Source organism: Pseudomonas sp. GW821-FHT01D09, from assembly GCF_059422465.1.
Window position 1 is genome coordinate 21,324 of the sequence record NZ_JBWKWY010000037.1, and the last position, 24,946, is coordinate 46,269.

Consider the following 24,946-nt stretch of genomic DNA (forward strand, 5'->3'; position numbering starts at 1 on the left):
GATGACCGCCCTCTTTGCCACCAGGTTCTGGCGCCGCTGCCTGCTGCTCGCCAGCCTGGCCTTGGCCATGCCCGCGTGGAGCGCCGACATCCTGCTGACCGCCGCCCAGGATGGTCCCGGTGTGCAGGCCTTTACCCAGGCCCTGCAACAACAGCGCCCTGCCGATAGCGTCAGCTTCAAGGCCCTGCAAGACATGCCGGCCCCCGGCCAACTGCCGGCCAGTACCCGCTTGATCCTGCTGGACCTGCCCAGCCTCGACTGGCGCCTGCAGGATACCCAAGGCCCGGCCACCCTGGTGTTGCGCATCAGCCGCCTGCAAGCCCGCGAGCGCCTGGGCAACCATGTGCCCGGCAAGATCAGCCTGCTGTGGAGCGACCCGCCCCTGGACCGGCAGTTGCGCCTGATCGCCAATATCCTGCCCCAGGCCCGGCGCATTGGCGTGCTCTATGGCAGCGACAGCCAATTCCTGCTGCCAGAGCTGCGCCAGCGTGCGACGGCCCTGGGCCTGGAAATCGTCGCCCAGCACTGGGACAACATCAATGACAGCCGCCCTCTGCTGAGCCTGTTCAAAAACAGCGATGTGTTGCTGGGGCTGGATGATCCCCAGCTGTACAACCCGAAGACCGTGAAAAACCTGCTGTTGAGCAGCTACGCCAGGCAGTTGCCGCTGATCGGGCCCAACGCCGGCTTCGTGCGGGCCGGCAGCCTGGCCAGCACCTACAGCGACCAGGCCGACTGGCTGGATGTGCTTGACCGCCTGCTCGATCACCCGCCAGCCGGCTGGCCGCGCGCGCTGTACCCGGAACACTTCAAAGTCGTGGGCAACCCACAAGTGGCGCGCTCGCTGGGGATCGAACAGGTAGACGAGAGCGCCGTCGCGACCCGATTGGCCGAAGGGGAGAAACAGCCATGACCTTGCGTCGCCGCTGGGATATCAATACCCGCACCCAGATCATCACCCTGGGCCCGGCCCTGTTGCTGACGTTGCTGCTGATCAGCTTCTTTACCTTCGTGCGGATCCAGGACCTGCGCCAGGAACTGGACCACACCGGCCAACTGATCGCCAACCAACTGGCCCCGGCCACCGAGTACGGGGTGATCTCCGGCAACAACGATGTGCTCGACAGCCTGCTGCGGGCAACCCTGGCCACGCCCCATGTGCGCTTCCTGGAAATCCAGGACAGCGCGGAAAACATCCTCGTGTATGTCGAGCAGCCGTCGGAAAAACACGACCGCTCGCTGTCGGTGAAAATTTTCCAGGCGCCGATCCGCCTGCAGCATATCCAGCTGGGCAACGACTTCTTCCAGGACAGCACCGCGCAGCCCAAGGCGCCACGGGCCGACTATCTGGGCCGGGTGATCGTCGGCATGTCCAATGATGCTTTCAGCCAGCGCCAACAGGAAATCCTCTTCAAGGCCGGGATCCTGGCGCTGTTTGCCCTGCTCTTTACCTTCCTGCTGGCACGACGCCTGGCCGCCAGCCTGTCGCAACCGATCAGCGCCATGGGCCATGCCGTCAAGGCGATCCAGCAGGGTGACTACAAGACCCCGCTGCCGATTGTCGATGACTCAGAGCTGGGCGACCTGTCCCGCCATATCAACAACCTGGCCGAAGGCCTGCACCACGCCAGCCGCGAACAACAGCAAGCCATGGCGCAGTTGATCCAGACACGGGAGGAAGCCGAGCGCGCCAACAATGCCAAGTCTGACTTCCTGGCGATGATGAGCCATGAACTGCGCACCCCGATGAATGGCGTGCTAGGCATGCTGCAATTGCTCGAAACCACGGACATGACCGAAGAGCAGACCGAGTACGCCGCACTGGCCTCGGAATCCACCGAGCACCTGCTCAAGGTCATCAACGATATCCTCGACTTCTCGCGGATTGAACGCGCGGCCCTGGAGCTTGAACATATTCCGTTCAACCTGGTGGACCTGATCAACAGCAGCGCCCAGGCCTTCCAGCACAGTGCCATACAGCGCGGGCTGGTCCTGGAGCTGTCGATCCCAGCGGGCATGGACACGTTGCGCGTACAGGGCGACCCGACGCGGATCCGGCAGATCCTGGTGAACCTGATCGGCAATGCACTGAAGTTCACCGAGCAGGGCACGGTCAGCATCGAGCCCCATTGGCAAACCCTGGACCATGAACTGCTGTGGTTCACCTGCACCGTGCGCGACACCGGGATTGGCATCTCGGCCGAGCGCCTGGAGCTGATGTTCGACGCCTTTCAACAGGCGGACAGCTCGATCTCCAGACGTTACGGCGGCACCGGCCTGGGCCTGCCGATTGCCCGCACCCTGGCCGAACGCATGGGGGGCACCTTGCGCGCCCACAGCGAAGAAGGCCTGGGCTCGGTGTTCACCCTGGAAATCCCCCTGGCGATCTACCAGCAGAGCCTGCCGCAGATCGCCCCGGACACCCTGCACAAGGCCAGCGCCGGTGAAGGCCGCAATGTGTTGCTGGTGGAGGACAACCCGGTCAACCGCACCGTGGTCGAAGCCATGTTGCGCAGCCTGGGGTTCGAGGTGAGCATCGCCACCGACGGTGCCGAGGCGATTCGCAGTGCCGAAAGCCTGATTTTCACGGCGATCCTGATGGATTGCCGGCTGCCGGTGATCGACGGTTATGAAGCCACCCGCCAGATCCGCCAGTTACCCGGCTGCGCCGATCTGCCGATCATTGCCCTCACGGCCAATGCGCTACAGGGCGATCGGGAGGCGTGCCTGGCTGCGGGAATGAACGATTACCTGGCCAAGCCGTTCAAACGCACGGATTTGCAGCAAATCCTACAGCGCTGGGTGCATTAGATGGGCAGCATCAGCCAACTCCGACTGGCGTGAAACACGAAAGTGCGGCAGTCTTAGGTACCCGAGCGGGCCTATAAATGAGTCCGGTTTAAAATTTCAGTGCACAAGTGTACATTCATGTCCTTGATGCTGTGACTTTCACTACAACGCAATAGTCTACCTGTAGGCTGCCGACGTGAGGCAAGCACGCTTCAGTCGGTCGGGAAGATTTACCCGGCCCTGCCGCATGGGATTATTGAGGAGCTCGCATGACCAAACAAAACGCCTTTACCCGGGAAGACCTGCTGCGCTGCAGTCGCGGTGAGCTGTTCGGCCCAGGTAACGCGCAACTGCCCGCCCCGAACATGCTGATGGTGGATCGCATCACCCATATCAGCGAAGCGGGTGGCAAGTACGGCAAAGGTGAATTGGTCGCCGAGCTGGATATCACCCCGGACCTGTGGTTCTTCGCCTGCCATTTTGAAGGCGATCCGGTGATGCCGGGCTGCCTGGGCCTTGATGCCATGTGGCAACTGGTCGGCTTCTTCCTCGGCTGGCAAGGCCTGCCAGGTCGCGGTCGTGCCCTGGGTTCGGGCGAAGTGAAGTTCTTTGGCCAGGTCCTGCCGACCGCCAAGAAAGTCACCTACAACATTCAAATCAAGCGCGTCCTCAAGGGCAAGCTGAACCTGGCCATCGCCGATGGTTCGGTGAGCGTCGACGGTCGCGAGATCTATACCGCCGAAGGCCTTCGCGTCGGCGTGTTCACTTCCACTGACAACTTTTAAGGGTTATCCGCATGCGCCGCGTCGTTATCACTGGTCTGGGCATCGTTTCGTGCCTGGGCAATGACAAAGAGACCGTCTCCGCTAACCTGCGTGCAAGTCGCCCTGGCATCCGCTTCAACCCGGAATATGCCGAAATGGGTCTGCGTAGCCAGGTTTCCGGCTCCATCGACCTCCCCCTCGAAGAGCTGATCGATCGCAAGATCTATCGCTTCGTCGGCCACGCCGCCGCTTATGCCTACCTGGCCATGAAAGACGCAATCGCCGACTCCGGCCTGAGCGACGACCAGGTGTCCAACGTACGCACCGGCCTGATCGCCGGCTCCGGCGGCGCGTCGACCTTGAACCAGATGGAAGCGCTGGACATCCTGCGCGAGAAAGGCGTCAAGCGCGTTGGCCCGTACCGCGTCACGCGGACCATGGGCAGCACCGTTTCCGCATGCCTGGCCACGCCATTCCAGATCAAGGGCGTGAACTACTCGATCTCCTCCGCCTGCGCCACCAGTGCCCACTGCATTGGGACCGCGGTCGAGCAGATCCAGTTGGGCAAGCAAGACATCGTGTTTGCCGGTGGCGGTGAAGAAGAGCATTGGAGCCAATCGTTCCTGTTCGACGCCATGGGCGCGCTGTCCACCCAGTACAACGAAACCCCGGAAAAAGCCTCCCGTGCCTACGACGCCAAGCGTGACGGTTTCGTCATCGCCGGCGGTGGCGGCATGGTGGTGGTCGAGGAGCTGGAACACGCCCTGGCCCGTGGCGCGAAGATCTACGCGGAAATCGTCGGCTACGGCGCTACTTCCGACGGCTACGACATGGTTGCGCCAAGCGGCGAAGGTGCCATCCGTTGCATGCAGATGGCCATGGCCACCGTGGATACGCCTATCGATTACCTGAACACCCATGGCACCTCCACTCCGGTGGGCGATGCCAAGGAAATGGAAGGCGTGCGCGCGGTATTCGGCGACAAGGCTCCGGCCATCAGCTCTACCAAGAGCCTGTCGGGTCACTCCCTGGGCGCCGCCGGCGTTCACGAAGCGATCTACTGCCTGCTGATGATGGAAGGCAACTTCATGGCCGGCTCCGCCAACATCGAAGAGCTGGACCCCGCAGTGGCTGATATGCCGATCCTGACCAAGACCCGTGAAGATGCGACCATCAACACGGTCATGAGCAACAGCTTCGGCTTCGGTGGCACCAATGCCACCTTGGTGCTGAAACGCTGGCAGGGCAAGTAAGCCCCGCAGGTTGGTCATGTGAAAACGCCCCGACTGGTTCGGGGCGTTTTTTTTGACCGGGTTTACCAGTAGACCGAGTCGCCTTCATCGCGGGCAAGCCCGCTCCCACATTGGGTCGCATTCAAATGTGGGGCTTGCCCGCGATGAAGGCGACTCGGTCTAAAGCCCTACACCGAAAACCGCGCCACCATGGTGTTCAAATCCACCGCCAACCGCGACAACTCATGACTCGCCGCGCTGGTCTGATTAGCTCCCGCCGACGTCTGCATCGCCAGCTCACGAATGTTCATCAGGTTGCGATCCACCTCCCGCGCCACCGCCGCCTGCTGCTCCGAGGCGCTGGCGATCACCAGGTTGCGCTCGTTGATCAGGGTAAACGCCGAGGCAATTGCCTCCAGCGCAGTGCCTGCCGACTTGGCAATGCCCAAGGTCGCCCGTGCGCGGCTGTTGCTTTGCTGCATCGAGTTGACCGCCTGATCAGTACCCTGCTGGATCCCGCCAATCATCTGCTCGATTTCCTCGGTCGATTGCTGGGTGCGATGGGCCAGGGCCCGCACTTCATCGGCCACCACCGCAAAACCACGCCCGGCTTCGCCGGCCCGCGCAGCTTCGATGGCCGCATTGAGCGCCAGCAGGTTGGTTTGTTCGGCAATCGAGCGGATCACATCCAACACCTTGCTGATGCCGTATACCTTCTGCGCCAAGTCCTCGACCTGGGAGGCATTGGCGGTCACGTCGTCGGCCAGGGACTCAATCGACAGCACCGTCTGATGCACTTGCTCGCGCCCCTGCTGGGCAATGCGATCGGATTCGCGCGAAGCCTGTGAGGTGGCCACGGCATTACTGGCCACCTCCTCCACGGCGGCTGTCATCTGATTGACCGCGGTGGCGGCCTGCTCGATTTCCTGGCTTTGCTGGTGCAGGCCACGGGTGGCGTCTTCGGTGACCGAACTGAGCTCCTCGGAAGCAGAGGCCAATTGGCTGGAGGATTGGGAGATACGCTGGATCGTCTCCCGCAGGTTTTCCTGCATGCGTTTGAGTGCCTGTTGCAGACGCGCGGGCTCGTCCTTGCCGCTGACGGTAATCTCGCCGGTCAAATCGCCACTGGCCACCCCCTGGGCGACCCTCACCGACTGCGCCAGCGGCAGCACAATGCTGCGGGTCAACAGCAGGGCCAGGCCGACGGTAATCAGTGCCGTCATGACAATCATGGCGATCACCCAGATTCGCGATTGACTGAACACTTGCTGGGCCAATGTGGCCGCCTGGTTGGCGCTGACCTTATTGAGGGTGACCAGTTCGCCCAGGGTGCCGGCCAGGGTATCGGCCAGATGATTCATCTCGCCGTTGACCACCTTGATCGCGTCTTCCAGCTGATTCTGCCGGGAAAGCACCATAACCTGCTCTTGGCGTTGCAGGTACTGTTGCTGCTCCACCTTGAAACGGTCGAACAGCACCTGGTCTTCTGGCAGGATGATCAAGGCTTCATACAGCAACTGCGCGGCGTGCAGCTGTTTTTTGATCTCGAGGATTTTCTGCTCATTCTGCGCCACCATCTGAGGATCGCGGTTGACCAACACGCGCAACGTCAGGGCCCGTATCCGCAGCAGGTCCTGATTCATTTCGCCGGCCGCCATTACGCTGGGCAGCCAGTTGGTCTCCACTTGGTCCGACTGCTCGCGCATATTGGCCATTTGCATCAAGGCGAACCCACCCAATACAAACACCATCAACGCCAACACTCCAAACCCCAGGCCTGCACGGGGAGCGATATTGAGACTTCTGATACTCATTACTCAGGTTCCTTCCAAAAGCGCTGCATCCACCTGCAGCGGGTTGCTCTTGAAAGGTATCGGCGTCTGACAGAAATTGCGTAATACCAAAACGCGATATCAAAACGCCTTTATCCTGCCAGACCCATGCTGTCGCTGCTCAGCGCACGGTGAAGCTCTTCTGTGTCAGCAGGCGATCACCCTGGAATACCATGAATCGCCACTCGCCCGGCACCACTTCGTAGCTTTCGGTGAACTCGTAGGCCATCACGTCTTGGGGCGCACCGGGCACCAATTTCTGGGTCACTTCGAATTTGTCATGCCGCTGGCCATCGGCCGTGCGGATGCCGGGGGTGAAGTAGAGCAAGGTCAGTGGCGTATCTTCGGCGACCTTGCCAAGCAACTGGTAACGCAGGCCAAACTTGGTGCCCAGCCTGGCCGGCACCACAGTAGTGGCCTGGATCTGTTCGTTGCTGCGGCGCAATACGCGCTCGCCCGACTGCAACTGGGCTGTCGGGCCTTCAAACACGCCGAACTCCACCGGGCCTTCGATACGGACTTCGGCGCTAGCCAAGCCGCTGATCATCATCATTGCCGCCAGGGCGCTTAAACGGGTGAGGTGCATAGTGGGCTCCTTGAGTGAGATGGCGCGAGCTTATGACACCGGTATGACGGGACGATGACAAACCCGATCAGCGCGCCTTGGGCAAAATCGCGAGGAAATTGTCCCGTGCGACTTTTCGCGCAACGTCTTCAGGCAAGGCATCAAGGAAGGGATTGAAGCTGCGCATTTCCTTACCCAGCTTGTTAAACCGCCCTACCACATCAGACCCCAGCATAAAGCGCTCCGGGAAGCGCTCTACCAGCGCCAGCCATTCCGGCCGGGGCTTTCCCGCCTCGTCCAGCAAGTACGGCGTGAGCACGCTCCAGGACAGGTCGATGTACAGGTTGGGATAGGCCTCCAGCATGCGGCTCACGGTCGGCAACAGGAAGTCCAGCTGCGTCTGGTGCCGGTGGATCTCCATGCTGGTGCCGGCATGGGCCCAGATAAACCGGGTGTGCGGGTGATTGCGCAGCGGCTCTTCGATCTCTGCCAGGTACAGCGGGTTACGCTCGCGCTTGGAGGTGATGTTGGAGTGCACCAGCACCGGCAGGTCATTCTTGGCGGCCAGGTGATAGATGCCCATCATGGCCTCGTTATTGGCCCGTGGTGTGTCACCGGAGGTCAGCGCAGTCAGGTCATCGTGGCGGGTGAAGACTTCGCCAATGCCCTGCCACAGGCCCGGATAGAGGTCGAGCATGCGCTGGATATGGATCTCGGAGTTCTTGTCGTTGGGGTTGAAGCCGCTGAGGAACGGGTGCAAATACTGACGCTGCTCGGGGGCCAGCTTGCTCACGGCTGCGGCGACGATCACATCGGTGGCGCTGTACCAGTAGGCATCCGCGTCATCTCCGGCGTAATAGCGTGGGCGCTTGGGTTCGTCTTCGTGCCATTTCTTCGCAACCGGGATACCGGAAATCATCACATGCTCAATGCGATTGTCAGCCATGGCCTTGAGCAGCTTGTCCATGCCGGCCGTCTCCTGGAAGAAGTCGACGTAATGCAAGTGCGCGTCGCTGTAGGCATAGTCGCGGGCCTGTACAGTAAGGCTGCTGGCGGCGAGCAACAGGGCAAGACTCAGGCGGATCCAGGGCACGATAAAACCTCAACAGGGATTAAGTCCGGTAGACCTGCGACGGCCTGTCGGGGTTCATCCGATAAAAAATGCGGAACACTCAAGTGCCAGCATGCTCTATAACTGCATGATCTTCATCCTGCCATCTAGTCTAGTGAGGCTTGCCATGCCTGTTATCGTCAATACGCTGAACACCGAGAATTTTCGCCATAGCGTCAACATCAATCAGCATGAACTGTTTACCGACCTGCCCAAGAGCCTGGGCGGCGACGACTCGGCGCCCTCGCCCCACGATTACTTCGACGCCGCGCTGGCCTCGTGCAAAGCCCTGACCGTCAAGCTGTACGCACAGAAAAAGAACATCCCCCTGACCGGCGTGACCGTGGAGGTCACCCACGACAGCACCGAGGAGCAAAAAGGCAAGTATAAGCTCAACGTCAAGCTGACCCTCAAGGGCGTACTGACTGATGCCCAGCGCGAAGAACTGCATCGTGTAGCGGACAAGTGCCCGGTACACAAGCTGATGACCACTGCCGAGATCAGCATCGAGACCCGACTCTCGGAAGGCGCCTTCAGCCAATAACACCGATTTCCTGCCGGGCGGGTTATGCTCAAACCCATCGAACCCGCTCAGACAGGGATGCACCATGACTACCGTGATCGTAATTCACCCACGTGCCGAAGATGTCGAGGGCCAGCCTATCCTGCGCCCCCTGCCCTCGCGGGAATGCCGCAGCGTCGGGCCTTTTGTGTTCTTCGACCATATGCTCCAGACCCGCTACGCCCCTGGCAGCGGCATGAATATCCGCCAGCATCCGCATATTGGCTTGTCCACCCTCACCTACTTGTTTGAAGGCGAACTCCTGCACAAGGACAGCCTCGGCTCTGATCAGGTGGTCAAGGCCGGTGACGTCAGCTGGATGACCGCCGGCAGCGCCATTGCCCACGTCGAACGCACGCCCGAAGCGCTCAAGGCCAAGGGTTTCGAGCTGCATGGCTTGCAGGTGTGGCTGGCCTCGCCCAAGGCACACGAGCAAGGGCCGGGGCATTACAGCCATCACCCCGCCGCCAGCCTGCCGGTCAGTGACAACCTCGGGGTGACGATCCGCCTGATCGCCGGCAGTGGCTTTTGCCTGGAATCACCGGTGCCTGTGCTGTCGCCGACGCTGTATGCCGAGGTGCATATGCAAACGGCCACTACCCTGCTGATTCCTGATGAGCATGAGGAACGGGCGGTGTATATGCTCAACGGTGATGCGCAGTTGGAAGGCGACACCTTGGAAGTCCATAGCCTGGTGGTGTTGCCGGCGGGCCAGAGCATGGCGCTGTTTGCCGAGACCGATTGCCACCTGGTGGTCTTCGGCGGCGCACCGCTGGATGGGCCTCGGCGGATCAACTGGAACTTTGTCGCCAGCGATCCGGCGTTGATCGATCAGGCGCGCCAGCGCTGGGCGGCCGGAGATTGGCCGACGGTGCCGGGGGAGACCGGGAGAATTGAGTTGCCTTTGAAATAGCTATCGCGGGCAAGCCCGCTCCCACACTTGGAATGCATTCCAAAATGTGGGAGCGGGCTTGCCCGCGATGAGGCCCTGACAGACGCTGAAGACTCAGCCCTTGAACACTTCATCCAACAAATTGTGCATCGCCTGGAACGCCCGCCCTGCGGTCTTGGCGTCGTACATCATCTTGCCCGGCACATTGGCATGGGGGTCGGTGAACGAATGCACCGCGCCACCGTAGCTCAGCAATTGCCAATCCACCCCGGCCGCGTTCATCTCGTCCTCAAAGGCCGGCAACTGCTCCCTGGGCACCAATGGGTCAGAAGCGCCATGCAGCACCAGTACCGAACCCTTGATGTTCTTCGCGTCCGCCGGGTTGGGCGTGTCGAGGGTGCCATGGAACGACACCGCTGCCTTCAGCGGCGCACCGGTACGTGCCAGCTCCAGGGAGCAGCAACCGCCAAAGCAGAAACCAAAGGTCGCCAGCTTCGAGGTATCGACAGCCGCTTCGGCCTGGCCTTGCAGTTGCGCTAAGGCTGCCTGCATACGTGTGTTCAACAACCCACGGTCATTCTTCAACGGCATCATCGCCGCCCCGGCTTCGTCGCCATTGGATGGGCGCACCTGTTGCCCGTACAGATCGGCGATCAGCACCACATAGCCCTTGGCCGCCACGGTCTTGGCGATTTCTTCGGCGCTGGCGCTGACCCCCATCCAGTTCGGTGCCATCAGCAAGCCCGGCAGCGGGCCCTTGTGGTTGGCATCGAAGGCCAGGCGGCTTTCATAAGACTGGCCATCAATCTGATAGACCACGGAACGCACGGTGACTTGGTTCATCATTTTCTCCGGTTGATATCCACAAACGAAAACCCCGCCGAAGCGGGGTTTTCTTGCAGCGTTGTTAAACCGACAGTTCAACCAACAACTTGTTCAGTCGGCGCACGTAGGCGGCCGGGTCTTTCAAGCTGTCCCCTGCGGCCAGGGCCGCCTGGTCGAAGAGGATGTGCGACAGGTCGCCAAAACGCTCTTCGCTCTGCTCGCCGTCGAGTTTCTCGATCAACGGGTGAGCCGGGTTGAATTCAAAGATCGGCTTGGAGTCCGGCACCTTCTGCCCGCTGGCTTCGAGGATCTGGCGCATTTGCATGCCCAGGTCTTGCTCGCCGATGGCCAGGATCGCCGGGGAATCGGTCAGGCGGTGGGAAACCCGCACCTCGCTGACGGCATCGCCCAGGGCGGTCTTGATGCGTTCAACCAGGCCTTCTTTGGACTTGGCCACTTCTTCAGCGGCTTTTTTGTCCTCTTCCGAATCCAGGTTGCCCAGGTCCAGGTCACCACGGGCCACGTCGACGAAGGATTTACCGTCGAACTCGTTGAGGTAGCTCATCAGCCACTCGTCGATACGGTCGGTGAGCAGCAGCACTTCGATGCCTTTTTTGCGGAAGACTTCCAGGTGCGGGCTGTTCTTGACCTGGGCGTAGGTTTCGCCGGTCAGGTAGTAAATCTTGTCCTGGCCTTCCTTGGCGCGTGCCAGGTACTCGGCCAGGGACACCACCTGCTCGCCGTCTTCGCCTTGAGTCGAGGCAAAACGCAGCAGGCCGGCGATTTTTTCCTTGTTGGCGAAATCTTCTGCCGGGCCTTCTTTCATGACCTGGCCGAAGTTTTTCCAGAAGCCCTTGTATTGCTCAGGCTCGTTCTTCGCCAGTTTTTCCAGCATGTCCAACACACGCTTGGTCAGCGCCGTCTTCATCGAGTCGATGATCGGGTCTTTCTGCAGGATTTCCCGCGACACGTTCAGCGACAGGTCGTTGGAGTCGACCACACCCTTGATAAAGCGCAGGTACAGGGGCAGGAAGGACTCTGCCTGATCCATCACGAATACGCGCTGCACATACAGCTTCAGGCCTTTGGGCGCTTCACGCTGGTACAGGTCGAACGGAGCACGGGCCGGGACGTACAGCAGCGAGCTGTATTCCAGCTTGCCTTCGACCTTGTTGTGGCTCCAGCTCAGCGGGTTTTCGTAGTCATGGGCGATGTGCTTGTAGAACTCCTGGTATTCCTCGTCCTTGACCTCGGTACGCGGACGGGTCCACAGGGCGCTGGCGCGGTTGACCACTTCCCATTCCTGGGCAGGAGCCTCCTCGCCTTCGGCCGCCGCTTGTTCTTTCGGCAGTTCGATGGGCAACGCGATATGGTCGGAGTACTTCTTGATGATGTTGCGCAGGCGCCAGCCATCGGCGAATTCGTCTTCACCAGACTTGAGGTGCAGCACGATGCGCGTACCGCGGTCTGCCTTGTCGACGGTGGCGATTTCAAATTCGCCCTCGCCTTTGGAAGCCCAGTGCACGCCTTCGCTGGCGTCGAGACCGGCGCGGCGGCTGAACACTTCCACTTTGTCGGCAACGATAAAGGCCGAGTAGAAGCCCACGCCGAACTGGCCGATCAGGTGCGAGTCCTTCTTCTGGTCGCCCGACAGGTTCTTCATGAAATCGGCGGTGCCGGATTTGGCGATGGTGCCCAAATGGGTAATCGCCTCTTCGCGGCTCATGCCGATGCCGTTGTCTTCGAGGGTGACGGTCTTGGCGTCCTTGTCGAAGCTCACACGGATTTTCAGTTCTGCGCCACCTTCCAGCAACTCAGGCTTGGACAGGGCTTCAAAACGTAATTTGTCGACAGCGTCAGAGGCGTTCGAGATCAATTCGCGAAGGAAGATTTCCTTGTTGGAATACAGCGAATGGATCATGAGGTGCAGCAGTTGCTTCACCTCGGTCTGGAAGCCCAGGGTTTCCTTTTGAGTTTCCACACTCATGGTCATCAAACTCCAATTGGATGGCAGTGGCCGCGCCCTAGAGGGTTGGCGGCGGGTTGTCATCAAAGTTGGGGGCTAAGACCAGGATTTCAAGGGTGGCCCTGTTCTTGAATCTTGAAATGCGCGCGAGCAGTGGCAATGGGCTCGGCCGGGGTGCTTTGCCAGGCGGTGATCGCCACATTGGCCACCCGCCGTCCCTGGCGCCACACCTGGCAGGTGGCGTAAGTGTCGCGAAACTGCCCGGCCCGCAGGTAGTCCAGAGAAAAATCGACAATCTTGGGCAGGCCCTTTGCAACTCCCGGGGTGCCCGTGGCCACCCATAAATGAAAGGCCGCCGACAGCTCCATAAAGCCGGCAATCACACCGCCATGGAGGGCCGGCAATATCGGGTTACCAATATTGTCCTTGTTGGCGGGCATGCGAAACAGCAACTCATCCCCCAGGCGCGTGCATTCAACGCCGATCAGTCGGGCATAGGGAATCAGTTCCAGCAGCGCCTTATAGTCGCCCCGGTGATGGGCCTGCTGCATCCGCGTCTTGAATTGGTGGGTCATGCCTGTTCTCCCTTGATACTGCTACCCAGGCCCTTGGTGCCCTTCAGGTGCTTGCCCATGCGCATGAACGTGCCCACCACATGGGCAATCGGCTGCTGGGGGTCATCCTGATACGCAAAGCCACGGGTGAAAATCACATCGGTGGTCACCCGATAGCATTGGGCAAAGCCAAATACGGCCTTGTGCGGCTCGGCCGGGTGCATGTAGTCAATGCGCAAATCCAGGGTGGGGCAGACTTCAAATTCCGGCAGGACGCACAAGGTCGCCATGCCACAGGCCGTGTCCATCAGGGAAGTCAGGGCACCGCCATGGATAATCCCGGTGTGCGGGTCGCCGACGATCTGCGGGCTGTACGGCAAAAGCAAGGTCATGCCGTCCGCGCTCGCATCATGCACCTCAATACCCAGGACCTGGCAGTGACGCAGGGCCGAAACAAAACGTGCGGCACGCTCCAAAAGGGGGCTATCGGTCATTGGATAAAGACTCTTATTAGTAGTGATCCGGTGGAACAAGTACCCCGGAAGAAAGTTCCTTAGCGAAACAGCCTATATATCTGTGAGATTAAAGGAACTAATGCCTGCACCCCATGCTCGAAAGGCCAGTAGATATCTTCAATAAGGAGAAACACCCCATGCGCAAGACTTTCGCCGTTTCCTTGATGTTGGCTGCCACCCTTGGCCTCGCTGCCTGCGATAAAAAATCCGAGGACAAAGCTCAGGATGCAACCCAACACGCTGAACAAGCTCAAGAAAAAATGAGCGAAGCTCAGGATAAAGTGAACGATGCTGCAAAAGAAAACGCTGAAGCCGCCAAAGCCCAAGCTGAATCTGACGCAGCAGCCGCTAAAGAAAATGCTCCAGCTACACCTGCAACCGGTTCTTGATACCACGGTTTAAAAACCATGTTGCAAAAGAAAGCCCGCTTATTAGCGGGCTTTACTTTGGGCGGTATTTTTTGCGTAGCCAAACAGCAGGTCGCCAGACTAAGCGGCAATAAACGATCGACTCAGGCGGCTGGCTCTTTATTCGCCTCAGGCAACGGCGCCTCGGTCGGGGTGTAGACCATGACTTCCAGCACATCGGAATGAAACTCCCGGCGATACAGCACCAGCACCACCCCGCTGCTCATCAGCATAAACAGCCAGGGGCTGACAAACCAGGCGAGCATGGTCATGCCGAAGTAATAGGAACGCAGACCGAAGTTGAACTGGTTGGCGGCCATCGATATCACCCGCGCGGCCCGGGAGGCAAAGGCCTTGCGCTCCTGCTCGGAGACATGCCGCTCGCCGACCATGGGTGCCGAGCCGACCAGGATCGCCGCAAAGTTGTACTGGCGCATGCACCAACTGAAGGTAAAAAAGGCATAGACAAACACCAGGGCCAGGCACAACAGCTTGATCTCCGACATGCCCTGGGACGCCTGCTGCACCATGGGAATGTCCGCCAGCAGCGAGACCGCCCGCTCCGAAGCCCCCAGCACGGTCAGGATACCGGCGAGGATGATCAAGGTGCTGGAGGCGAAGAAAGACGCGTTGCGCTCCAGGTTGCCGATCACACTGGCATCGGCGATGCGGTTGTCGCGCAGCAACATGCGGCGCATCCAGTCTTCACGATACAGGTGCAGCACACTGGCCAGGCAGGCCGTGTCCCGGGCTTTCCAGCTGGCGTAGCGGGTGTAGCCGCCCCAGCAGATGACGAACCACAGCGCGGCAAGCAAGTGGATCAGGTTGGCTTCGACGAACGACATGCGGGTCCTCTAAACAATAGGGCTGGCTAACTCGGACGATGTGGGAGCTGGCTTGCCTGCGATGGCGTCCCTTCAGTCAGTATCAGGCCGACTGATCTACCGCTATCGCAGGCAAGCCAGCTCCCACACTGACCGTGTTCCTGATCTGGAAAACTCATAACCCCTTCGACGTTAGCCCGCAAAAAAAGACACCGCCGAGCGCCCATAAAAATGCCCCGCACCTGGCGGGGCATTTCGTTGTCAGCGTACAACAGTTCGCTTTAGGCGATGGCTTCGCTGCGCTTGCCCAGCATACGGTCAACCACGACTGCGGCCACCAGGGTGATCACGCAAGGCACCAGCCAGGCCAGGCCTTGCTCGCTCAACGGCAGGTTCGCCATTTGCGCCGGCATCCAGCCCGCCAGGCCCGCGCCCTTGAGGGCGTCGATGGTGCCAAAGATAAACGACACCAGCATCACCGGGCCAAGGATACGGCCATGTTCATGCCAGAAGTCTTTGCAGAAGCTCAGCGCCACCAGCACGATGCACGGCGGGTAGATGGCTGTCAGCACCGGGATCGAGAACGCGATCAGCTTGGTCAGGCCCAGGTTGGACACCAGCAGCGAGAATGCGGCGAGGATCACCACCAGGGTCTTGTAGGACAGTGGCAACACCCGGCTGAAGTACTCGGCGCAGGCACAGGTCAGGCCCACGGCGGTGACCAGGCACGCCAGGGAGATCAGCACCGCAAGGAAGCCGCTGCCCAGGGAACCAAAGGTGTGTTGTACATAGGCGTGCAATACCGCTGCGCCGTTGGCTGCACCGGCGGCCACTTCATGGCTGCCCGAACCGAGGCGGAACAGGCTGATGTACACCAGCGCCAGGCCCAGGCCGGCAATCAGCCCGGCAATGATGGCGTAGCGGGTGATCAACTGTGGCGACTCGACACCCCGGGAGCGGATGGCGTTGACGATCACGATGCCAAACACCAGCGCGCCCAGGGTATCCATGGTCAGGTAACCATTGATAAAACCCTGGGAGAACGGCGCGGCGACGTATTCCGGCGTAGCAACGCCAATATCGCCCGCAGGCAGGGCAAAGGCCGCGATGCCCAGCACCGCCAGCGCAATGATCTTCAGCGGCGCGAGAAAACGCCCGACGGTATCCAACAGGCGCCCTGGGTACAGGGAGATGAAGAACACCAGCAGGAAGTACACCGAGCTGTAGAGGAACAGGGCCAGCGGGCTTTCGCCGGTCAATGGCGCCAGGCCGACTTCAAACGACACCGTCGCGGTACGTGGCGTGGCAAACAGCGGCCCCACGGCCAGGTAGCACGCCGCAGCCAGGATGCCACCGGCGATCTTGCCGATAGGGCTGCTCAATGCATCCATGCCACCGCCGACCTTGGCCAGGGCGATGACCGTGACCACCGGCAGGCCGACGGCAGTGATCAGGAAGCCCAGCGCCGCCATCCAGACATGCGGCCCGGACTGCAAACCAACGATAGGCGGGAAGATGATGTTGCCGGCGCCCACGAACAGGGCAAACGTCATAAAGCCCAGCGCCAGGATATCCTGGCCTTTCAACACTTTCATTTGAGGAAATACCACACTACTGAATCGGAATTTAGAGGGGGATTCCCTATGGATGAGGGAAATACTGCCAGCGCTGATGGGCACCGACTGTTCTAGCGCGCGGCTTCCTTTTGGGAGGCGGACGCATAAAGAGGCGGCAAGAGTACCGAATTTGCCTGACAAACGCACTGTTGCGGGGCGCGCTGTCCGATAAGCGACACGTTGATGTCGCGTTTTCATACTTAACTTGGCAATGCAGTCCACTGTGGGAGCTGGCTTGCCTGCGATGCGGACGGCGCGGTGATCCAGGCAAGCCAAGGTGATGCAATCGCAGGCAAGCCAGCTCCCACAATGGACCGCGTCAATTTCAACAAATGGATATACCCAGAACGCACAAAGGCCACCCGAAGGTGGCCTTTGTGTGGTGAAGCGTCAGTTAAGCGCGAGGCTTACTTGATCGCCCAGCCAGTCAGCTCGGACAAAGCCTTGCCGATGTCTGCCAGCGAACGCACGGTTTTCACGCCTGCGTCTTCCAGGGCAGCAAATTTCTCGTCTGCAGTGCCCTTGCCGCCAGAGATGATTGCGCCAGCATGGCCCATGCGCTTGCCCGCAGGGGCAGTCACACCAGCGATGTAGGAAACAACCGGCTTGGTCACGTGTGCCTTGATGTAGGCAGCCGCTTCTTCTTCAGCCGAACCGCCGATCTCACCGATCATCACGATCGCTTCGGTCTTCGGGTCTTCCTGGAACAGTTTCAGGATGTCGATGAAGTTCGAGCCTGGGATCGGGTCACCGCCGATGCCGACGCAAGTCGACTGACCGAAACCGGCGTCAGTAGTCTGCTTCACAGCTTCGTAGGTCAGGGTGCCGGAACGGGAAACGATACCGACTTTGCCTGGCAAGTGAATGTGACCGGGCATGATGCCAATCTTGCATTCGCCTGGAGTGATCACGCCTGGGCAGTTAGGGCCGATCAGGGTAACACCCAGCTCGTCGCACTTAACTTTAGCGTCCAGCATGTCCAGGGTAGGAATGCCTTCGGTGATGCACACGATCAGCTTGATGCCGCCGAATGCCGCTTCCAGGATGGAATCCTTGCAGAAAGGAGCTGGAACGTAGATCACGCTGGCGGTGGCGCCAGTTTGAGCAACCGCTTCTTTCACGGTGTTGAACACTGGCAGGCCCAGGTGCTCGGTGCCGCCTTTGCCCGGAGTGACGCCACCAACCATCTTGGTGCCGTATTCGAGGGCTTGCTGGGTGTGGAAGCTACCTTGCGAACCGGTAATACCCTGGCAGATAACCTTGGTGTCTTTATTGATCAGGACGCTCATTATTTGCCCTCCGCAGCTTTGACAACTTGTTGAGCAGCGTCGGTCAGGCTGGTAGCAGCGATGATGTTCAAACCGCTTTCTGCCAGTACTTTAGCGCCCAGTTCAGCGTTGTTACCTTCAAGGCGAACAACAACCGGGATTTTCACGCCGACTTCTTTCACTGCACCGATGATGCCTTCGGCAATCATGTCGCAACGAACGATGCCGCCGAAGATGTTGACCAGTACTGCAGCGACGTTGGAGTCGGACAGGATGATCTTGAACGCTTCGGTAACGCGTTCCTTGGTAGCGCCACCACCTACGTCGAGGAAGTTGGCTGGCTTGCCGCCATGCAGGTTGACGATGTCCATGGTACCCATGGCCAGGCCAGCACCGTTGACCATGCAACCGATGTTACCTTCCAGGGCTACGTAGTTCAGCTCGAACTTGGCAGCGTGCGCTTCGCGCGGATCGTCTTGCGACGGATCGTGGAAAGTCTTCAGCTTAGGCTGGCGGTACATGGCGTTGGCGTCGATGTTGATCTTGGCATCGAGGCAATGCAGGTCGCCGTCAGCCTTGATCACCAGCGGGTTCACTTCCAGCAGGGCCAGATCGTGATCCTGGAACAGTTTGGCCAGGCCTACGAAGATCTTGGCGAACTGGGCAACTTGCTTGCCTTCCAGACCCAGCTGGAAAGCCAGCTCGCGACCCTGGAATGGCTGAGCGCCAACCAGTGGGTCGATCGTGGCCTTCAGGATTTTTTCTGGGGTTTCGTGAGCGATCTTCTCGATGTCCACGCCACCTTCGGTGGACGCCATGAACACGATGCGACGGCTCGAACGGTCAACGACAGCGCCCAGGTACAGCTCTTTAGCGATATCAGTGCACGATTCAACCAGGATCTTGGTGACTGGCTGGCCATTGGCGTCAGTCTGGTAAGTCACCAGACGCTTGCCCAGCCACTGCTGTGCGAAGGCCTTGGCGTCTTCTTTGCTGCGAACCAGCTTAACGCCGCCCGCTTTACCGCGACCACCAGCGTGGACCTGGGCTTTGACAACCCACTCGCTGCCGCCGATTTTGTCGCAAGCTTCTGCTGCTGCTTCCGGGGTGTCTACTGCGTAACCCTTGGAAACTGGCAGGCCGTATTCAGCGAACAGCTGCTTACCCTGATACTCGTGAAGATTCATGCTTTTTACCGTCTTCGTTAGGTACTGCGCATTCGGCGCTACGCTCATTATGAGTGCCGCGCCACCTGTGACTGCTGCTTGCTCAACTTCACCGCCCTAGGACAGGCAAAGCTGCGCAAGACTGCGTCCAGCGGATATTCCGCGGTGAGTCTTGCGCACAAGGCTCACGACGGGCAACCGCCGTGGTTTCTTATTATCTTGCTTAGCGCTTCTTCTTGTTGGCAATGTGGATGGCATGGCCATTCACTGCCAACGCGGCTTCGTGCAGCGCTTCAGACAGGGTCGGATGGGAGAAGACCATCATGCCGATGTCTTCGGCGCTGGTGCCGAATTCCATACCGATAGCGCCCTGCTGAACCAGCTCTGCTGCGCCTGGGCCAATCACATGCACACCCAGTACGCGGTCGGTCTTGGCATCAGCGATGACTTTGACAAAACCGCCAGTGTCGTTCGCTGCCATGGCACGGCCAGAAGCGGCAAACGGGAAGGTGCCGACGTTAACGTCAACGCCTTCAGCTTTCAACTGCTGTTCGTTCTTACCAACCCATGCAATTTCCGGGTGGGTGTAGATAACCGAAGGGATCAGGTCGTAGTTCATCTGGGTCTTGTGACCCTTGATGCGCTCAACCACCATGATGCCTTCTTCGGACGCCTTGTGCGCCAGCATCATGCCGCGAACCACGTCACCAATGGCGTAGACACCAGGCACGGTGGTGGCGCAGTGATCGTCAACATGGACAAAGCCACGCTCGTCGATGGTCACGCCGCTGTCAGCTGCCAGCAGATCAGTGGTCACTGGACGGCGACCAACGGCAACGATCAGTTTGTCGAAGGTGATGGTCTGTTCGCCATCCTTGTCGGTGTAGGTCACGACCACTTCTTCGCCGTTGACTTTAGAACCGGTCACACGAGCGCCCAGCTTGATATCCAGACCTTGCTTGGTCAGGGTTTTCAGCGCTTCTTTGGACACGGCGGTGTCGGCAGCCAGCAGGAACGTGTCCAGGGCTTCCAGTACGGTCACTTGCGAACCCAGGCGGGACCAGACCGAACCCAGTTCCAGGCCGATCACGCCAGCGCCGATCACGCCCAGGCGTTTGGGTACCGATTGGAATTCCAAGGCGCCGGTCGAATCAACGATCACGTTCTGGTCGACTGGAGCCGGTGGAATGTCGATTGGACGCGAACCTGGCGCCAGGATCACGTTCTCGGCTTCGATGATTTCGGTCGAACCGTCTGGCTTGGTGATTTCAACTTTCTTGCCGGCCAGCAGTTTGCCGTGACCTTGCAGGGAAGTGACGCCATTGGCCTTGAACAGGGTAGCCACGCCAGAGGTCAGGCCTTTGACGATGTTGGCCTTGCGGCCGACCATGGCTGGCACGTCCATGGTCACGCCAGCGTGGTTGATGCCGTGGATGGCAAAACCGTCCTGGGCTTCGTGGAATTTCCAGGAGCTGTCCAACAGCGCCTTGGAAGGAATGCAACCGACGTTCAGGCAGGTACCGCCCAGGGCCAGTTTGCCTTCCTTGTCGGTGTATTTTTCGATGCAAGCAGTCGAGAGGCCCAGTTGAGCGGCCTTGATGGCGGCCACGTAGCCGCCAGGGCCCGCACCGATCACTACAACGTCAAATTTCTGTGTCATGAAAATAGATCCTCTATTTGCGACAAGCTTTTAGCTCCAAGCTGCAAGCCAAGCTAATTTTTCCTACAGCTTGTAGCCCGCAACTTGAAGCTGCTTCTATCAGATATCCAGGAGCAGGCGAGCCGGGTCTTCCAGCAGATTCTTGATGGTCACCAGGAACGTCACGGCTTCTTTACCGTCGATCAGGCGGTGATCGTAGGACAGTGCCAGGTACATCATCGGACGGATCACGACCTGGCCGTTGATGGCCATCGGACGCTGGATGATGTTGTGCATGCCCAGGATCGCGGCCTGTGGCGGGTTGACGATCGGGGTCGACATCATCGAACCGAAGGTACCACCGTTGGTGATGGTGAAGGTACCACCGGTCATCTCGTCGATGGTCAGCTTGCCGTCACGGGCTTTCTTGCCGAAGCCGGCGATACCGCCTTCGATTTCAGCCAGGCTCATCAGCTCGGCGTTACGCAGGACCGGCACCACCAGGCCACGGTCGCTGGACACGGCAACACCGATGTCAGCGTAGCCGTGGTAAACGATGTCGCTGCCGTCGATGGAAGCGTTGACTGCCGGGAAGCGTTTCAGCGCTTCGGTGGCCGCTTTCACGAAGAACGACATGAAGCCCAGGCGCACGCCGTTGTGGGACTTCTCGAACAGGTCCTTGTACTTCGAGCGCAGGGCCATGACTTCAGTCATGTCTACTTCGTTGAACGTGGTCAGCATGGCCATGTTCGACTGTGCTTCAACCAGGCGCTTGGCCACGGTGGCGCGCACGCGGGTCATCGGCACGCGCTTCTCGGTGCGGTCGCCAGCGGCGAACACAGGCGCAGCGGCCGCCGGGGCAGCAGCCTTGGCAGGCGCGGCAGCCGGCGCGTTTTTCTTGGTTTCAATAGCGGCAACCACGTCTTCCTTGGTCACGCGGCCGTCTTTGCCGGTGCCCTTGATGGAAGCCAGGTTGATGCCGTTTTCCTCGGCCAACTGACGCGCAGCCGGGGCAGCGATCGGGTCTTGTGCATCAGCCGCCGGAGTGGCAGCCGGAGCCGAAGCAGCAGGGGCCGCTGGAGCTGGGGCCGGAGCGGCAGCACCGCCCTCAACGATGGTGCCCAGGACTTCGTCGGACAGGACAGTATCGCCTTCGTTCTTGATGATTTCGCCCACTACGCCGTCAGCGGTGGCCAGCACTTCCAGAACGACTTTGTCGGTTTCGATGTCGACGATCAGTTCGTCACGCTTGACGGCCTCGCCTGGTTTCTTGTGCCAGGTGGCAACGGTGCCATCAGCAACCGATTCCGGGAATGTCGGGGTTTTGATTTCGATAGCCATTATCTGCGGTCCTTAAAATTCGGTTTCAGTCAGCGCGAATACGTTAAACAGTGAACGCATCTTGCAGCAGTTTTTCCTGCTGCTCGGCGTGCATCGACGCATAACCACATGCAGGTGCAGCAGAAGCATCACGACCGGCGTACTCCAGGCCCAAGGCCTTGTTGTGGTTGCCGATGCTGCGACGCAGGTGATGCTGGCTGCTGTACCACGCGCCCTGGTTCATCGGTTCTTCCTGACACCACACCACATGGGTGAGGTTGGTGTAAGGCGCAATGGCCTCCATCAGGTCGTCTTCCGGGAACGGGTAAAGCTGCTCGATACGCACGATGGCGATGTCTTCGCGGCCTTCGGCACGACGTTTTTCCAGCAAGTCGTAGTAAACCTTGCCGCTGCACAGGATCAGGCGAGTGACCTTGGCGGCGTCCAGGGTGTCGATTTCCGAAATAACGGTCTGGAACGAACCGTCGGCCAGGTCTTCCAGGGTCGAGATGGCCAGTTTGTGACGCAACAGCGACTTCGGTGTCAGCACGACCAGCGGCTTGCGCAGCGGGCGGATCACCTGGCGACGCAGCAAGTGGTAGATCTGGGCCGGGGTAGTCGGCACGCACACCTGGATATTGTGCTCGGCGCACAATTGCAGGTAACGCTCCAGACGGGCCGAGGAGTGCTCCGGCCCCTGACCTTCATAACCGTGTGGCAGCAACATGGTCAGACCGCACAGACGGCCCCACTTGTGCTCGCCGCTGGTGATGAACTGGTCGATCACCACCTGGGCACCGTTGGCGAAGTCGCCGAACTGGGCTTCCCAGATCACCAGCGCGTTTGGCGTGGTGGTCGAGTAACCGTATTCAAACGCCAGTACGGCTTCCTCGGACAGGAACGAATCGTACAGGTCGAAACGCGGCTGGCCTTCGTACAGGTGTTGCAGCGGTACGTAGGTGCTGGCGTCTTTCTGGTTGTGCAAGACCGCGTGACGGTGCGAGAACGTACCACGGCCGATGTCCTGGCCAGTCATGCGGATCGGGTGACCTTCAAACGCCAGGGTCGCGTATGCCATGGTTTCGGCATAACCCCAGTTGATCGGCAGGCCGCCGGCCTGCATCTTCTGGCGGTCTTCGTAGATCTTCGCAACCTGGCGCTGGACCACGAAGCCATCCGGGATTTCCAGCAGCTTGGCGGACAGTTCCTGCAGGGTCTTCAGATCGAACGAGGTGTCGTGACGCGCAGTCCAGGCATGGCCCAGGTATGGACGCCAGTCCACGAACAGCTCTTTGTTCGGCTCTTTGACCAGGCTTTTTACTACATGCAGACCGTTGTCCAGGGCGTTGCGGTATTCATCGATCTTCGCCTGAACACGCGCTTCGTCCAGCACGCCGGCCTTGGTCAGGCTTTCGGCGTACAGCTCACGGGTGGTGCGCTGCTTGCTGATCTGCTGGTACATCAACGGCTGGGTGCCGCTAGGCTCATCCGCTTCGTTGTGACCACGACGGCGGTAGCAGACCAGGTCAATCACCACATCGCGCTTGAACTGCATGCGGTAGTCAATGGCCAGCTGGGTCACGAACAATACGGCTTCCGGATCATCCCCATTCACATGGAGGATCGGCGCCTGGATCATCTTGGCAACGTCGGTCGCGTACTCGGTAGAGCGTGCGTCCAGCGGGTTGCTGATGGTGAAACCCACCTGGTTGTTGATGACGATGTGGACGGTACCGCCGGTCTTGAAGCCGCGGGTCTGCGACATCTGGAACGTTTCCAGGACCACGCCTTGACCGGCGAATGCCGCGTCACCGTGGATGGAAATCGGCAGTACCTTCTCACCGGTGGCGTCGTTACGACGATCCTGGCGAGCACGTACCGACCCCTCGACCACTGGAGAAACAATTTCCAGGTGGGATGGGTTGAATGCCATGGCCAGGTGGACTTCGCCGCCGGTGGTCATCACGTTGGACGAGAAGCCCTGGTGGTATTTAACGTCACCGGAACCCAACTCGACCTTCTTCTTGCCCTCGAACTCGTCGAACAGTTCACGCGGGTTCTTGCCGAAGGTGTTGACCAACACGTTCAGACGACCACGGTGAGCCATGCCGATCACGACTTCCTTGGTGCCGTAGGAACCGGAACGCTGGATCAACTCGTCGAGCATCGGAATCAGGCTCTCGCCGCCTTCCAGGCCGAAACGCTTGGTGCCCGGGTATTTGGTGCCCAGGTATTTTTCGAGGCCCTCGGCAGCGGTCACGCGCTCAAGCAGGTGGCCACGCACATCGGCGGACAGCACCGGACGGCCACGCACGCCTTCTAGGCGATGCTGGAACCAGTGGCGCTGCTCGGAATCGGTGATATGCGTGAACTCAGCGCCAATGGTGCGGCAATATGTCTGCTGCAACGCTTCGTGAATTTCGCGTAGGCTCGCTTCCTCTTTGCCGATGAACAGGTCGCCGGCACGGAAGGTCGTATCAAGATCGGCATTGGTCAAGCCGTAGTGATTGATCGACAGGTCTGCAGGTGCAGAGCGCTGCCACAGCCCCAGCGGATCAAGCTGGGCTGCCTGGTGGCCACGCATACGGTAGGCCTGGATCAGTCGCAGTACTTCAACTTGCTTCTTCTCATGCTCACTGCTCACGCTCCCGGCGGAAACCGGTTGGGCGCGGCGCTGGTTCTTTGCCAGCAGCACGAAATGATCGCGAATTGCAGCATGCGATACATCGGTTGCAGCGTTGCCATCTGAAGGCAACTTCTGAAAATAGGTGCGCCATTCTTCTGGCACAGCGTTAGGGTCGTGCAGGTAGAGCTCATAGAGCTCTTCCACATAGGCAGCATTACCACCGTCTAAGGTGCTGCTGTTCCACATGCGCTGCATCACGCTTTCTTGCATGCTTGGTCACCCTCAATTTGGGGACACCACCGGCGAAAACACCGAGTTTGCTTGCAAAAGGCCAAGTGCAGCGACCAAAACAAGCCACTTAGGATCACGCTGATAGTTCGGGTACCAACCCGAATGCCCCTGCTTGTCTCATTTCTTCAAAATAAGAGCTGCGGCTTTGTAAGTCGCTGCTCAAGTTAAAACTACGGCGCCG

At 59.7% G+C, this 24,946-nt stretch carries 21 protein-coding genes and 1 pseudogene; 7 read left to right on the forward strand and 15 right to left on the reverse strand.

Annotation, left to right across the window (positions count from 1 at the left end; all coding sequences use genetic code 11):
* The first annotated feature begins 1 nt into the window (after window position 1).
* The 4 genes from AC07W7_RS23765 (at window position 2) to fabB (ending at window position 4,807) form a co-directional block, all read left to right on the forward strand.
* Window positions 2-913 (forward strand): ABC transporter substrate-binding protein, encoded by a 912-nt coding sequence (locus AC07W7_RS23765; protein WP_495040240.1) that lies wholly within the window; start codon window positions 2-4, stop codon window positions 911-913.
* Window positions 910-2,811 carry an ATP-binding protein gene (locus AC07W7_RS23770; protein ID WP_076964823.1) on the forward strand — a complete coding sequence of 634 codons (1,902 nt, stop codon included), beginning with the start codon at window positions 910-912 and terminating at the stop codon, window positions 2,809-2,811. Before AC07W7_RS23765 ends, AC07W7_RS23770 begins: the two co-directional genes overlap by 4 nt.
* A 248-nt stretch (window positions 2,812-3,059) precedes the next feature.
* On the forward strand, window positions 3,060-3,575 hold the full coding sequence (fabA, locus tag AC07W7_RS23775) for a 3-hydroxyacyl-[acyl-carrier-protein] dehydratase FabA (RefSeq protein WP_076964822.1): 516 nt from the start codon (window positions 3,060-3,062) through the stop codon (window positions 3,573-3,575).
* 11 nt (window positions 3,576-3,586) lie between these two features.
* Window positions 3,587-4,807: a beta-ketoacyl-ACP synthase I gene (gene fabB / locus AC07W7_RS23780; RefSeq protein WP_076964821.1), complete on the forward strand. Its 1,221-nt coding sequence runs from the start codon at window positions 3,587-3,589 to the stop codon at window positions 4,805-4,807.
* Between the two features lie 167 nt (window positions 4,808-4,974).
* Here fabB and AC07W7_RS23785 read toward each other — a convergent pair whose 3' ends face one another.
* The 4 genes and pseudogenes from AC07W7_RS23785 to AC07W7_RS23800 all read right to left on the reverse strand — a co-directional run bounded on the left by AC07W7_RS23785 (window position 4,975) and on the right by AC07W7_RS23800 (window position 8,276).
* The gene (locus AC07W7_RS23785) at window positions 4,975-5,838 is read right to left on the reverse strand and encodes a methyl-accepting chemotaxis protein (protein WP_373562148.1); all 864 of its coding nucleotides are present in this window, start codon (window positions 5,836-5,838) and stop codon (window positions 4,975-4,977) included.
* Window positions 5,830-6,600, reverse strand: a pseudogene (locus AC07W7_RS23790) (MCP four helix bundle domain-containing protein); the annotation flags it as partial. The gene AC07W7_RS23785 and the pseudogene AC07W7_RS23790, both read right to left, overlap by 9 nt.
* A gap of 139 nt (window positions 6,601-6,739) precedes the next feature.
* Window positions 6,740-7,204 carry a DUF3859 domain-containing protein gene (locus tag AC07W7_RS23795; RefSeq protein ID WP_076964819.1) on the reverse strand — a complete coding sequence of 155 codons (465 nt, stop codon included), beginning with the start codon at window positions 7,202-7,204 and terminating at the stop codon, window positions 6,740-6,742.
* Window positions 7,205-7,271: 67 nt separating this feature from the next.
* On the reverse strand, window positions 7,272-8,276 hold the full coding sequence (locus tag AC07W7_RS23800) for an amidohydrolase family protein (RefSeq protein WP_495040236.1): 1,005 nt from the start codon (window positions 8,274-8,276) through the stop codon (window positions 7,272-7,274).
* A 145-nt stretch (window positions 8,277-8,421) separates the two neighbouring features.
* Here AC07W7_RS23800 and AC07W7_RS23805 point away from each other — a divergent pair, with 145 nt between their 5' ends.
* Window positions 8,422-8,838 (forward strand): OsmC family protein, encoded by a 417-nt coding sequence (locus tag AC07W7_RS23805; RefSeq protein WP_076964817.1) that lies wholly within the window; start codon window positions 8,422-8,424, stop codon window positions 8,836-8,838.
* A 64-nt stretch (window positions 8,839-8,902) separates the two neighbouring features.
* A complete protein-coding gene (locus AC07W7_RS23810; protein ID WP_495040237.1) occupies window positions 8,903-9,769 on the forward strand; it encodes a pirin family protein in 867 nt (288 codons plus the stop codon).
* Window positions 9,770-9,862: 93 nt separating this feature from the next.
* Here the strand turns inward: AC07W7_RS23810 and AC07W7_RS23815 are convergent, their stop codons facing one another.
* The 4 genes from AC07W7_RS23815 to AC07W7_RS23830 all read right to left on the reverse strand — a co-directional run bounded on the left by AC07W7_RS23815 (window position 9,863) and on the right by AC07W7_RS23830 (window position 13,587).
* Window positions 9,863-10,591: a dienelactone hydrolase family protein gene (locus tag AC07W7_RS23815; protein ID WP_169902125.1), complete on the reverse strand. Its 729-nt coding sequence runs from the start codon at window positions 10,589-10,591 to the stop codon at window positions 9,863-9,865.
* 64 nt (window positions 10,592-10,655) lie between these two features.
* Window positions 10,656-12,560, reverse strand: coding sequence for a molecular chaperone HtpG (htpG, locus tag AC07W7_RS23820; RefSeq protein ID WP_076964846.1), 1,905 nt, complete (start codon window positions 12,558-12,560; stop codon window positions 10,656-10,658).
* Between the two features lie 89 nt (window positions 12,561-12,649).
* Window positions 12,650-13,114 carry a PaaI family thioesterase gene (locus AC07W7_RS23825; RefSeq protein WP_076964814.1) on the reverse strand — a complete coding sequence of 155 codons (465 nt, stop codon included), beginning with the start codon at window positions 13,112-13,114 and terminating at the stop codon, window positions 12,650-12,652.
* Window positions 13,111-13,587 carry a PaaI family thioesterase gene (locus AC07W7_RS23830; RefSeq protein WP_076964813.1) on the reverse strand — a complete coding sequence of 159 codons (477 nt, stop codon included), beginning with the start codon at window positions 13,585-13,587 and terminating at the stop codon, window positions 13,111-13,113. The genes AC07W7_RS23825 and AC07W7_RS23830 overlap by 4 nt, the downstream gene beginning before the upstream one ends.
* Window positions 13,588-13,745: 158 nt before the next feature.
* Between AC07W7_RS23830 and AC07W7_RS23835 the strand changes: the two genes are divergently transcribed.
* Window positions 13,746-13,997 (forward strand): hypothetical protein, encoded by a 252-nt coding sequence (locus tag AC07W7_RS23835; protein WP_076964845.1) that lies wholly within the window; start codon window positions 13,746-13,748, stop codon window positions 13,995-13,997.
* A gap of 122 nt (window positions 13,998-14,119) precedes the next feature.
* Here AC07W7_RS23835 and AC07W7_RS23840 read toward each other — a convergent pair whose 3' ends face one another.
* The 7 genes from AC07W7_RS23840 to AC07W7_RS23870 form a co-directional block, all read right to left on the reverse strand.
* Window positions 14,120-14,860 (reverse strand): DUF599 domain-containing protein, encoded by a 741-nt coding sequence (locus AC07W7_RS23840; protein ID WP_076963911.1) that lies wholly within the window; start codon window positions 14,858-14,860, stop codon window positions 14,120-14,122.
* A 260-nt stretch (window positions 14,861-15,120) separates the two neighbouring features.
* Complete coding sequence (brnQ, locus tag AC07W7_RS23845; RefSeq protein WP_076963912.1) at window positions 15,121-16,434, reverse strand: branched-chain amino acid transport system II carrier protein; 1,314 nt, start codon at window positions 16,432-16,434, stop codon at window positions 15,121-15,123.
* A 428-nt stretch (window positions 16,435-16,862) separates the two neighbouring features.
* Window positions 16,863-17,744, reverse strand: coding sequence for a succinate--CoA ligase subunit alpha (gene sucD, locus AC07W7_RS23850; protein WP_057438865.1), 882 nt, complete (start codon window positions 17,742-17,744; stop codon window positions 16,863-16,865).
* Window positions 17,744-18,910, reverse strand: a complete 1,167-nt coding sequence (sucC, locus tag AC07W7_RS23855) for an ADP-forming succinate--CoA ligase subunit beta (RefSeq protein ID WP_003190011.1) — start codon at window positions 18,908-18,910, stop codon at window positions 17,744-17,746. The genes sucD and sucC overlap by 1 nt, the downstream gene beginning before the upstream one ends.
* A gap of 202 nt (window positions 18,911-19,112) precedes the next feature.
* Window positions 19,113-20,549, reverse strand: coding sequence for a dihydrolipoyl dehydrogenase (lpdA, locus tag AC07W7_RS23860; protein ID WP_076963913.1), 1,437 nt, complete (start codon window positions 20,547-20,549; stop codon window positions 19,113-19,115).
* A gap of 99 nt (window positions 20,550-20,648) precedes the next feature.
* Window positions 20,649-21,869, reverse strand: a complete 1,221-nt coding sequence (gene odhB, locus AC07W7_RS23865; RefSeq protein WP_495040238.1) for a 2-oxoglutarate dehydrogenase complex dihydrolipoyllysine-residue succinyltransferase — start codon at window positions 21,867-21,869, stop codon at window positions 20,649-20,651.
* A 43-nt stretch (window positions 21,870-21,912) separates the two neighbouring features.
* Window positions 21,913-24,744: a 2-oxoglutarate dehydrogenase E1 component gene (locus tag AC07W7_RS23870; protein ID WP_076963915.1), complete on the reverse strand. Its 2,832-nt coding sequence runs from the start codon at window positions 24,742-24,744 to the stop codon at window positions 21,913-21,915.
* Window positions 24,745-24,946 lie beyond the last annotated feature (202 nt).